The sequence below is a fragment of the Bradyrhizobium oropedii genome (genome assembly GCF_020889685.1).
In the GTDB taxonomy this organism is placed as follows: Bacteria; Pseudomonadota; Alphaproteobacteria; order Rhizobiales; family Xanthobacteraceae; genus Bradyrhizobium; species Bradyrhizobium oropedii.
This window is the reverse complement of record NZ_JACMYO010000073.1, coordinates 25,441-36,459: the sequence shown is the minus strand read 5'-3', so window position 1 is coordinate 36,459 and position 11,019 is coordinate 25,441. Positions and strand designations below refer to the sequence as shown.

Annotated in this window: 12 protein-coding genes; 7 read left to right on the top strand and 5 right to left on the bottom strand. The window is 64.8% G+C overall.

Translation table 11 applies throughout. The annotated features are described in order from the left end of the window. Positions 1-262: 262 nt before the first annotated feature. Complete coding sequence (locus tag H8A95_RS21125; protein ID WP_229184835.1) at positions 263-1,186, bottom strand: LysR family transcriptional regulator; 924 nt, start codon at positions 1,184-1,186, stop codon at positions 263-265. 125 nt (positions 1,187-1,311) lie between these two features. Between H8A95_RS21125 and H8A95_RS21120 the strand changes: the two genes are divergently transcribed. The 4 genes from H8A95_RS21120 to hisC all read left to right on the top strand — a co-directional run bounded on the left by H8A95_RS21120 (position 1,312) and on the right by hisC (position 5,630). Beyond that, the gene (locus H8A95_RS21120; RefSeq protein ID WP_229184834.1) at positions 1,312-2,481 is read left to right on the top strand and encodes an acyl-CoA dehydrogenase family protein; all 1,170 of its coding nucleotides are present in this window, start codon (positions 1,312-1,314) and stop codon (positions 2,479-2,481) included. 11 nt (positions 2,482-2,492) lie between these two features. After that, positions 2,493-3,593: a CaiB/BaiF CoA transferase family protein gene (locus tag H8A95_RS21115; protein ID WP_229184833.1), complete on the top strand. Its 1,101-nt coding sequence runs from the start codon at positions 2,493-2,495 to the stop codon at positions 3,591-3,593. A gap of 29 nt (positions 3,594-3,622) precedes the next feature. Then, the gene (locus H8A95_RS21110; RefSeq protein WP_229184832.1) at positions 3,623-4,474 is read left to right on the top strand and encodes an HTD2 family dehydratase; all 852 of its coding nucleotides are present in this window, start codon (positions 3,623-3,625) and stop codon (positions 4,472-4,474) included. A 103-nt stretch (positions 4,475-4,577) separates the two neighbouring features. Beyond that, positions 4,578-5,630: a histidinol-phosphate transaminase gene (hisC, locus tag H8A95_RS21105; RefSeq protein ID WP_229184831.1), complete on the top strand. Its 1,053-nt coding sequence runs from the start codon at positions 4,578-4,580 to the stop codon at positions 5,628-5,630. Between the two features lie 25 nt (positions 5,631-5,655). Here hisC and H8A95_RS21100 read toward each other — a convergent pair whose 3' ends face one another. Genes H8A95_RS21100 through H8A95_RS21085 form a run of 4 tightly spaced genes read right to left on the bottom strand, consistent with a single transcriptional unit; the run spans position 5,656 to position 8,663 of the window. Continuing rightward, positions 5,656-5,949, bottom strand: coding sequence for a putative quinol monooxygenase (locus H8A95_RS21100; RefSeq protein WP_163159312.1), 294 nt, complete (start codon positions 5,947-5,949; stop codon positions 5,656-5,658). Between the two features lie 27 nt (positions 5,950-5,976). Continuing rightward, positions 5,977-7,350, bottom strand: coding sequence for an epoxide hydrolase family protein (locus H8A95_RS21095; RefSeq protein WP_229184830.1), 1,374 nt, complete (start codon positions 7,348-7,350; stop codon positions 5,977-5,979). Beyond that, a complete protein-coding gene (locus H8A95_RS21090) occupies positions 7,347-7,997 on the bottom strand; it encodes a cysteine hydrolase family protein (RefSeq protein ID WP_229184829.1) in 651 nt (216 codons plus the stop codon). Before H8A95_RS21090 ends, H8A95_RS21095 begins: the two co-directional genes overlap by 4 nt. Positions 7,998-8,054: 57 nt before the next feature. Next, positions 8,055-8,663, bottom strand: coding sequence for a VOC family protein (locus H8A95_RS21085; protein WP_229184828.1), 609 nt, complete (start codon positions 8,661-8,663; stop codon positions 8,055-8,057). A 134-nt stretch (positions 8,664-8,797) separates the two neighbouring features. Between H8A95_RS21085 and H8A95_RS21080 the strand changes: the two genes are divergently transcribed. The 3 genes from H8A95_RS21080 to blaBJP all read left to right on the top strand — a co-directional run bounded on the left by H8A95_RS21080 (position 8,798) and on the right by blaBJP (position 10,766). Further along, on the top strand, positions 8,798-9,283 hold the full coding sequence (locus tag H8A95_RS21080) for a winged helix-turn-helix transcriptional regulator (protein WP_420839430.1): 486 nt from the start codon (positions 8,798-8,800) through the stop codon (positions 9,281-9,283). A gap of 83 nt (positions 9,284-9,366) precedes the next feature. Beyond that, a complete protein-coding gene (locus H8A95_RS21075) occupies positions 9,367-9,750 on the top strand; it encodes a tautomerase family protein (RefSeq protein WP_229184827.1) in 384 nt (127 codons plus the stop codon). 128 nt (positions 9,751-9,878) lie between these two features. Then, positions 9,879-10,766, top strand: coding sequence for a BJP family subclass B3 metallo-beta-lactamase (gene blaBJP / locus H8A95_RS21070; protein WP_229184826.1), 888 nt, complete (start codon positions 9,879-9,881; stop codon positions 10,764-10,766). The last annotated feature ends 253 nt before the right edge of the window (positions 10,767-11,019 follow it).

Below are 11,019 nucleotides of genomic sequence, written 5' to 3'. Positions count from 1 at the left end.
CGCGGATCAGGATCGCGGCCGGCGAAGTCGAGCGCGCGCTGCCGCCGCGCGACGGCGCCTATCTCAAGAACCGCTTCCGCGGCCACCTCGGCTTCAAGGTGAGCTGAGATCTAATGCACGCACCGCCGTCATTGCGAGGAGCTCGCGACAAAATTGCAAAGCAATTTTGCGCTGAAGCGACGAAGCAATCCATGCCGCCGCGCATGCCGCACGATGGATTGCTTCGCTTCGCTCGCAATGACGGAAATGAGTGCAGCCGCGCTCAGGCGAGCTGGATATCCCAGAGCCCCTCGGCGCGGCATGCCGCGACCTCGTCGCGCAGCAATCGTGCGATCAGCGTAATCGCGTTGGAGCCGGGATGCTCGACCGGCGAGGCCAAAGTCAGCTCGCGCCACGGTGCCGGCCGCGCGATCGGCGCGGTCTCGAGCCGGCCCTCCGCGACCTCGCCGCGCACCGAGGACGGCGGCAGCATGGTGTATCCGAGCCCCTCCTCGACCAGGCTCGTCAGCACCCGGAACGAATCCGCCTCGAGCTTGACGTCGAGCGTGATCTTTTTCTTCGCCGCCGCGTGCTCGATCATGGCGCGGAGCCCGTGCGAATGACTTGGCAGCACCAGGCGCTGGCGCAGCAGCCAGCCGATGTCGACCTGCTTCTTCTGCTTCAGCCCGCTGCCGCGCGGGCCGACCGCGACGATCGAGTCGCGGCCGAGGCTCTGCACCGCCAGGTGCAGATCGACCGACGGACCGTAGATCACCGCGAGATCCATCTCGCCGCGATGCAGCCATTCGATCAGATGGCCGCTGTAGCTTTCGACGATGCAGAGCGAGATGCCGGGATAGCGCTCCACCGTGCGCCGCGCCAGCCGCGCCGAGATCACGCAGCTCACCGTCGGCACCAGCCCGAGCACGACGCGGCCGGACGGCGCGCCGCCGGCGGACTGGATGTCGTCGCGGATCTGGTCGATCTGCCGCACGATACCGCCGGTGCGTGCCAGCAGCAGCCGGCCGGCATCGGTCAGCACCATGCCGCGGCCGTTGCGCGTGAACAATTCAGTGCGCAGCTCGTGCTCCAAGAGCTTGATCTGCCGGCTCAGCGCCGGCTGCGCGACCCGCAAGGTATCGGATGCCTTGCTCAGACTCCCGAGTTCCGCGACGCACGCAAAGGTCCTAAGCTGGCGGAAATCCATACTTGCCAATCCTGGAAGGCAGGTTCATACGCTATAACAAAACAGCATAGGGAGTTTACCGGGGCCCCACAACAGCGGGCGCGCTTTGTCCGCTTCAAGCGCAACCTCTCGGCAAGACAGAAACAATGACCGCACACGAACAGCACACCGACGACCACACAGACATCCGCGACGCCGTTGCAAAACTCTGCGCGCAGTTTCCCGGCGAATACTGGCGCAAGCTCGATCGCCAGATGGCCTATCCGAAGGAATTCGTCGATGCGCTGACGGAGGCCGGCTATCTCTCGGTGCTGATCCCCGAGGAATATGGCGGCGCGGGCCTGAAACTGTCGGCGGCGGCGGCGATCCTGGAAGAGATCCAGCGCGCCGGCTGCAACGGCGGCGGCTGCCACGCCCAGATGTACACGATGGGCACGGTGCTGCGGCACGGCAACGACGCGCAGAAGGCGAAATATCTGCCGAAGGTCGCGACCGGCGAATTGCGACTGCAGGCGTTCGGCGTCACCGAGCCGACCAGCGGCACCGATACCTCGTCGCTGAAGACCTTCGCCCGCCGCGAGGGCGACCACTACATCGTCAACGGCCAGAAGATCTGGACCAGCCGCGCCGAATATTCCGACCTGATGATCCTGCTCGCGCGCACCACACCGAAGGAGCAGTCGAAGAAGCGCACCGACGGGCTCTCGGTGTTCATCGTCGACATGCGCGAGGTGAAGGGCAAGGGTCTGGAGATCCGCCCGATCCGCACCATGATGAATCACGCCACCACCGAAGTGTTCTTCACCGACATGAAGGTGCCGGCGGAGAACCTGATCGGCGAGGAAGGCAAGGGTTTTCGCTACATCCTCTCCGGCATGAATGCCGAGCGCATCCTGATCGCGGCCGAGTGCGTCGGCGATGCCAAGTGGTTCATCGCCAAGGCCACCAACTACGCCAAGGAGCGCAGCGTGTTCGGCCGGCCGATCGGCCAAAATCAAGGCATCCAGTTCCCGATCGCAAAGGCCTACGCCTCGATGCGCGCGGCGGAACTGATGGTGAAGGAAGCCACCCGCAAATATGAAGCCGGGCTCGACTGCGGCGCCGAGGCCAACATGGCCAAGATGCTGGCGGCGGATGCCTCCTGGGAAGCGGCCAATGCCTGCGTGCAGACCCATGGCGGCTTCGGCTTCGCCGAGGAATACGACGTCGAGCGCAAATTCCGCGAAACCCGGCTCTACCAGGTGGCGCCGATCTCGACCAATTTGATCCTGTCCTTCGTCGCCGAGCATGTGCTCGGCATGCCCCGCTCCTACTGAGTTCTCTGATCATGCTGCCGCTTGAGGGATTGACCGTCATCGCCGTCGAACAGGCGGTTGCCGCGCCGTTCTGCTCGTCACGCCTGGCCGATGCCGGCGCCCATGTCATCAAGATCGAGCGGCCCGAGGGCGATTTCGCCCGCGGCTACGACGCTGCGGCCAAGGGTCAGAGCAGCTATTTCGTCTGGCTCAACCGCGGCAAGGATTCCGCGGTGGTCGATCTCGCCACCAACGAGGGCCGCGCGCAGCTCGAGGCGCTGATTGCGGGCGCCGACGTGCTGTTGCAGAACCTCAAGCCCGGCTCGATGGACAAGCTCGGCTTCTCGCGCGAGCGGCTGCGCAAAGAGTATCCGAAGCTGATCATGTGCACGATCACGGGTTATGGCGACACCGGCCCCTATGCCGACCGCAAAGCCTATGATCTCCTGATCCAGGCCGAGAGCGGCCTTGCCTCGATCACCGGCGGGCCCGAGGGCGCCTCGCGCGTCGGCATGTCGATCGTCGACGTCGCGACCGGCGCCACCGCACATGCCGCGATCCTCGAAGCGCTGATCGGCCGCGGCCGCAGCGGAGAGGGTGCCGACATCAGAATCTCGATGTTCGACGTGATGGCAGACTGGCTCACCGTGCCGCTGCTCAATGCCGAGGACGGCAAGTCGCCCAAACGCATCGGCCTCGCCCATCCCTCGATCGCGCCCTACGGCGTATTCCGCTCCAAGGATGGCAAGGAGATCCTGATCTCGATCCAGAGCGAGCGCGAGTGGAAGACGCTGTGCGGCAAGGTGCTGGGCCAACCTGGCCTGCCCGACGATCCGCGCTTTGCCAACATGGTGGAGCGCGTACGCAACCGCGCGCTGACCGACGGAATCGTCAGCGACAGTTTTGGCAGGTTGACGCGCGACGAGTTGCTGGCGAAGCTTGCGGAAGCCGACATCGCGTTCGCCGAGGTCAACAGCATGGACGATCTCGCTAAGCATCCGCATCTGCGCCGCATCGAGGTCGACACGCCGAACGGCAAGGTCAGCTATCCGGCGCCGGCCGCGATCGTGGTCGGCGAGGACAGGCACTACGGCAAGGTGCCCGCGATCGGCGAGCGCACCAGACGTTCCTGAAATCCCCTCCTGCCCCGGGCAAGACAGTCATGACCGATAAACTCGACCTCGATCATCTCCGCCAGTGGATTGGCAAGACCACCGAAGCCTCCGACGTCGTCACCAAGTATCTGGTGATGGGGCTGCGCGCGACGCTGTTCCAGGAGATCGGCGAGCCGAAGGCGGGCGACGCCGCGCCGTGGACCACGCATTGGTGCCTGGCGCAGCCGGTGTTTCCGATGTCGCAGCTCGGACCGGACGGCCACCCGACCCGCGGCGGCTTCCTGCCGCCGGTGCCGTTGCCGCGCCGGATGTGGGCCGGCGGCGAGCTCGAATTCTTCGATAGCTTGCGGATCGGCGACGAGGCCAAGCGAACCTCGCGCATTGCCGACGTCACCGTGAAGTCGGGCTCGACCGGCACGCTGTGCTTCGTCTCGGTCAATCACGAGGTGACGACGTCGCGCGGGCTGGCGGTCCGCGAGCGGCAGGACATCGTCTATCGCGAGATGACGAGCACGCCAGCCGCCGCGCCCGCCAAGGCGCCGCCTCCGCCGGTCGCGCAGCATCGCGAAAGCCACGTCTCTGATCCGGTGCTGCTGTTCCGTTACTCGGCGCTGACCTTCAACGGCCACCGCATCCATTACGATCGCGACTACGTCACCCAGGTGGAGGGCTATCCGGGGCTGATCTTCCACGGCCCGCTACAGGCTTCCTTCATCGTCGAGCTCGCCGCCAAGCTGCGCGGCGGCAAGCCGCCGAAGAAGCTGTCCTATCGCGGCGTGCAGCCGCTGTTCGAGGGCAGCGAGTTCTCGATCAATGCCAACGACAAGGACGGCGGCCTGGAGCTGTGGACGGCGAATGCCGAGGGGCAGCCGACCATGAAGGGTACCGCGACCTGGTAGGTCGCGAGCGCGACCCACATCAGACTGCTAAGGATTAAAGGGGCGCTTTCATCAGCGCCTTGTATTCCGTATTGTGGTCGCATTCATCCCTGGATCGCAGATCATGAGTCGCTTCTGGAGTTCGGTCGTCCACAATCTGTCGCCATACGTGCCCGGCGAGCAGCCGAAGATCGATGGCCTCATCAAGCTCAATACCAACGAGAATCCCTACCCGCCGTCGCCGCGCGCGGTGGCGGCGATCACAGCGACGACGGATCGCCTGCGGCTCTATCCGGATCCGCGCGCATCCGCCCTGCGCGAGGCAATCGCGGCGCGCTATGGCGTCACGGCGGACGAGGTATTCGTCGGCAACGGCTCGGACGAGGTGCTGGCTCACGCCTTTCCGGCGCTGCTGAAGCACGACGCGCCGCTGCTGTTCCCGGATATCACCTACAGCTTTTACCCGGTCTACTGCCGCCTCTACAGCATCAGCTACGAATTGGTGCCGCTCGGTGCCGCGATGCGGATCGACCTCGCCGACTACCGGCGGCCGGGCAGCGCCATCCTGCTGTGCAATCCCAACGCGCCGACCGGCATCGCGCTGCCGCGCGCCGCGATCGAGGCGCTGGTCACCGAGCAACCGGACCGGCTGGTGGTGGTCGACGAGGCCTATGTCGATTTCGGCGCCGAGAGTTCGGTGCCGCTGGTCGCGCGTCACGACAATCTGCTGGTCATCCAGACGCTGTCGAAGTCGCGCGCGCTGGCGGGACTGCGCGTCGGCTTCGCGATCGGCCAGCGCCCGCTGATCGAGGCGCTGGAGCGGGTGAAGGACAGCTTCAACTCTTATCCGCTGGATTGTTTTGCGATCGCAGGCGCCGTCGCCGCGATCGAGGACGACGCGTGGTTTGAGGAGACGCGGCAACGCATCATCAGGAGCCGCCAAGCGCTCACCAGCGGTCTCACCGAACTCGGCTTCGAGGTGCTGCCGTCGCTGGCGAATTTTGTGTTCGCCCGCCATGGCGCCCATCGTGGCGCCGATCTCGCCGCGAAGCTGCGCGAGCGCGGCGTCCTGGTCCGGCATTTCCAGAAGCCGCGGATCGACGATTTCCTGCGCATCACGGTCGGCACGGACGATGAGTGCGGCCGCCTGATCAGCCTGCTGCGTCAGATCGTCTGATCCCGTTCCGGCCGCCGCCGGAGGTCTACGCGGCGGGCGTGCACCGCGTCGCGCTGATCTTGACGCCGAGCCCTGCTGACTCCTCGCGGAACTGCGCGATCGATCGCGCATTGCGATGCGCCTCGAACGCGGCGTCGTCCTGATAGACCTCGTAGATCAAGAGTTTCGCGGCGTCCTCGCGCGGCACCAGGATCTCGAAATGCAGCGTGCCGGGTTCATCCCTGAGCGAGCGGGCGCCGTGCGCCGACAGCAGCGACTGCACCTGGTCCCGCTTCTCCGGCGCGACTTCGACAGTGGCGATGAGTGCAAGTTTCGGCATGACGGATACTCCTTATGGGTTGGATTCTCAGATCAGTTTGCGGAGCGGCCGGAACGCGTCGCGAACCTCCCGGCTGAAGATGTCGGGCTGCTCCCACGCCGCGAAGTGAGCGCCGGCTTCGGCCTGATGGAAGTAGATCAACTTGTGATAGGCCTTTTCCGCCCAGCTCCGCGGCGCCACAAAACTCTCGCCGGGGAACGCGGTGACGGCGGCGGGGATCGTGACATTGGCCGGCAGATACAGGTTGGTCTTGTTTTCCCAGTATAGGCGGGCCGAGGAAATCGCGCTGTTGGTGAGCCAGTACAGCGTGATGTTGTCGAGCACGTCGTCGCGGGTCAGTGCACCGGCGGAATGGCCGTTGACGGCATGTCCAAGCACGGCCGATTGCATCGCCGAGGCCGGCTGCGCATAGCCGTCGCCGTGATCGAGCAGCCAGGCGGCGAGGCCCGCCGGCGAATCCGCAAACGCCGCGAGCGACTGCGGGCGCGTGCCCATGATCTGCGCGTAAGCGCGCCGCTTCGTGAACTGAAGCTTGATCTGGTCGAACGCGTGCCGCTCCTCCGCGGACAGATTGTCCGGCGCGGGGCCACCGGTCGCGACCGCCTTGAACACCTCGGGCGGGACGACGCCGGGCAGATTGATGTGGATGCCGAGCAGCTCCGGCGCACCCAGCTTGGCCATTTCATTGGAGACCGGCGAACCCCAGTCGCCGCCCTGCGCCACGAACTTCGTGTAGCCGAGCCGCTTCATCAACTGGACCCAGGCACGCGCGATGCGCTGCGGATCCCAGCCCGTCGTGGTCGGCTTGCCGGAGAAACCATAGCCGGGCATCGACGGGATCACGAGATGGAACGCGTCCGACGCGCTGCCGCCATGCGCGGTGGGATTGGTCAGGGGATCGATGATCTTCATCTGCTCGATGACGGAGCCGGGCCAGCCGTGCGTGACGATCATCGGCAGTGCGTTGTCGCGCTTCGAGCGAACGTGAATGAAGTGGATGTCCAGCCCGTCGATTTCGGTGATGAACTGCGGCAAGGCGTTGAGCCGCGCCTCGACTTTCCGCCAGTCGTAGTCGGTCTGCCAGTGGCGGACGAGATCGCGGAGCATGGCCTGCGGGACGCCTTGGGAGTCGTCGTTGACGGTCTCCTTGTCGGACCATCGCGTCGCCGCCAGGCGGCGGCGAAGGTCGACCAGGTCTTCCTCGGGGATGTCGATCCGGAACGGACGGATCGCATCATTGGTAGCCGCCGCGGCGGGATGCGAGGGGAACAGGCTGGCAGCAGCGGCGGCGGCAAGGCCCAGCGCCGCGCCCGTGAGCAGCTTGCGTCTGTCGTGGTCGATCGCTTCCGGGGTCGGTTGGCTCATTGCGATTGCAACTGGTGTCTCCGATGTCGTGGTCATTTGACTGTCTCCTTGGAATCGGAGGCCGCCGGCAAGGCCGCGATCGCCTCCGTGGTTGTCAGGATGGAATGGGCGTAGGTCGGGCCGTTCAGCTCGTGCGCGGCGTGCATCATGTCGTGCGAGAAGGCGGCGGTGGCGTCGCGCACCAGCGTCACGTGGTAGCCGAGCTCCATCGCGAAGCGGGCGGTCGATTCGATGCAGGTGTTGGCCAGCAGCCCGACCACGATCACATGCGTGATGCCCTTCTGCTTCAGCAGGAAGTCGAGATTGGTGTTGGCGAAGCCGCTCTGCCCCCAGTGCTCCGCGGCGACCAGATCGCCGGGCTTGGGCGCGAAATCCGGATGCCATTCCCCGCCCCATTCGCCGCGCGCGAAACTGTGACGCTGCATGATCAGGCGCTGGCTCGGATTGGGATGATCCCAGCCCTCATAGTCACCCGGCTCCCAGCGACGGTGCGGGACGATGACCACCTGAATGTCGGCGGCCCTGATCGCACGATCGAGCTGGCGAAGGTTGTCGAGCAGTCCGACCTCGTCGGCGATCGGCTTGATACGCGGAAACACCTTGCCGCCCTCGGACAGGAAATCATTGTAGGGGTCGACAAGAAGCAGCGCGGTTCGCTCGCGTGGATAGATGATCTCGGACATCGATCGCTCCTTGGCCATCAGGCGGCCGGTTGGATTTGCTGCAATGACGCGCTTGGTTCACTTCGGCAGCGGCTTGCCGGCCTGTTCGCGGACGATGTGGTCGGCGTACCAATCCGGCCAGTTCGCATCGTGCCCGCCGGTCCGCTTCTCGTGCTCGCCATGGGCGATGGCTGCGCGGCGCAGCGCCGCCGCAAGATCCGCCGATGAGGAGAAATTCGTGCTGTTGCCGTCGACGCGCCCGGGCAGGCGCTGCGTCACCTGCTGCAGCAGCCAGACATTGCCGTCGGGATCGTTGAAGGTGGCGAGCGAGCCATAGCTCGGCCGCTCCGGATCCGGTCCCTTGATGCGGCCTTCCGGACCGCGGTGAAACACCTCGCTGACATCGGCGCCTCGCGCGATCAGCTCGGCGCGCGCCGCCTCGATGTCGTTCACGATCAGGAAGCGCGGCAGCGCAAATCCCGAGCCGAGATGGATCGAGGTCGGCGAACCCGGAGGCGTCAGCTGAACCGCGCGTGAGCCGTCGGGCCTGACGAAGTCGGCATCAAGCCGCCAGCCGAGATCCTGGTAGAAGCGCTTGGCGCGGTCGACGTCCGAAACGGGAATGACGACGACCTCGAGCTTCAGATCGACTGACGCTGCTGCTTGGCCTTTGCTTTCCGTGGTCATGGCTCGCTCCCTTTGCGCTGATCGGTTGGGCCGGAGGGCCCCATTGCATTCGCGGTGGCGATACGCCATATTACTATGAAAATCATAGCAACAAGCCCGATGAAGAAAACGTGATGATGAAAATGAAGGACAACATGGCTGGCCAAACGCTCTGTCCTGTCGCCCGCGCCGAAACCGTCGTGGGCGACCGCTGGACCGTACTGGTTCTGCGTGAACTGTTCGCGCGAAATCATCGGTTCGAGGAGATCCAGGCGCAGACCGGGGGGACGCCGCAAATGATCACCGCGCGGCTGAAGAAGCTGGAGGCGGATGGGCTGCTGACGCGGCGGATCTACAACAAGCGTCCGCTGCGCCACGAATATCATCTCACCGAGAAGGGCGAGGCGTTCTTTCCGGTGCTGATGGCGCTGCGCGCCTGGGGCGAGGCCTGGTGCAAGTCCCCCAGGGAAGGCCGCGCCATGAATTACACGCACCTCACCTGTGGCAAGCCGGCCGGACTAGGCCCTGTCTGCGAATCCTGCGGCAAGCCGGTCCGTCGCGAAGACATGGTCGGAGAACGGACAGCCAAATATCAAAAAGAGCGCGACGCACGATGGGACGCCTTCAAGGCGAGCCGCTGATCCATTCGGGCCACCGATCGCCGTCACACTGTCGAAGCATCTCGATCACGCGGGGCGCGCCCCGCACAACACAGGAGACCACCATGCCATTCGTTCGTATCGACCTGAAGCGCGGCAAGTCCGCCGAATATCGCAAGACGCTGGGCGAGATCGTCTACAAGGCGATGCGCGACACCATCAACGTGCCCGAGAACGACAAGTTTCAGGTCATCACCGAGCATGACCGCGGCGATCTGAACTACGCCGACAACTATCTTGGCAACACCTATAGCGACGATCTCATCTTCATCCAGATCACCATGAACGCCGGGCGCACGGTCGAGATGAAGAAGGCGTTCTACAAGCGGATCGTGGACGACTATCAGAGCCAGTTGCAGGGACGGCCCGATGATGTCGTGATCAACCTCGTCGAGGTCGTCAAGGAGAACTGGTCGTTCGGCCACGGCATCGCGCAATACGCGAGCTGAACGCAGAACAGGAATGCGCCGGACGGACGGCCGCCTGCCCGGCGGCTCGCCTTCCGCCGCTTGCGGCCAGCATTGCCAGCACGCATAGTGCGGCCCGTGCACGAACAACAACAAGCAGGGAGGCAACCATGAGGACGATCGCAGCCGCGCTGTGCGCGCTCGCGCTGATCGCAACCGGTGCGCAAGCACAGACGCTGAAGGATTTCATGGCCGTCGTCATGAAGAAATGGACCGCGCCGTTCGAACCGTTCGATCTGGTCGACAATATCTACTATGTCGGCACGGACGGGATCGCGGTCTACATCATCAAGACGTCGCAAGGGCTGATCCTGATGGACACGGCGATGCAGCAGTCGACCGGCATGATCAAGGACAACATCGCCAAGCTGGGCTTCAAGGAAGCCGACATCAAGATCATCCTCAACACCCACGCCCATCTCGACCACACCGGCGGCTTTGCCGAGATCAAAAAGGAGACCGGCGCGCAGATGATCGCCGGCGAGCGCGACAAGCCCCTGCTCGAGGGCGGCTACTATCCGGGCGACGAGAGCAACGCCGATCTTGCCTTTACGCCTGTGAAGGTCGACCGCACCGTCAAGGAAGGCGACAAGGTCACGCTCGGCGACGTGACGCTGACCGCGCACACGACGCCCGGCCATTCGCCCGGCTGCACCAGCTGGGAGATGACGGTCAAGGACGGCAGCCAGACGCGTAACGTGCTGTTCTTCTGCAGCGGAACGGTGGCGCTGAACCGGCTGGTCGGCCGTCCGACGTATGCCGGCATCGTCGACGACTACCGGGCGACCTTCGCCAAGGTCAAGGCGATGAAGGTCGACGTGCTGCTCGGGCCGCATCCGGAGGTCTACGACATGCAGGCCAAGCGCGCCGAGATGAAGGACGGCGCGCCGAACCCGTTCGTCAAGCCCGGCGAGAACGCCGCCTATGTGGCCGGGCTCGAGCAGGATTTCGACAAACAGCTCGCCAAACAGAGCGCCGCGCTGCAGAAGGCCAATTAGCCGCCATCGCGAAATATCATCCCGTCATCCCCGCGCAAAGGCTTTGCCTTTGTCGCTGGAGGAGCCGCGAAGCGGCGTCTCGAAGGATTGACGGCCCCACTCCGGCCACGGCACCCTTCGAGGCTCGCTCCGCTCGCACCTCAGGATGACGTGGAACAGCCGTCGCAGCCTTCAGCCGTTGCTTGGGCAACTAGGCGTCCGGGCGGCTTGACATCGCCAGGCAATCCATCGACAGGTGGATTGCCTCTCCGCT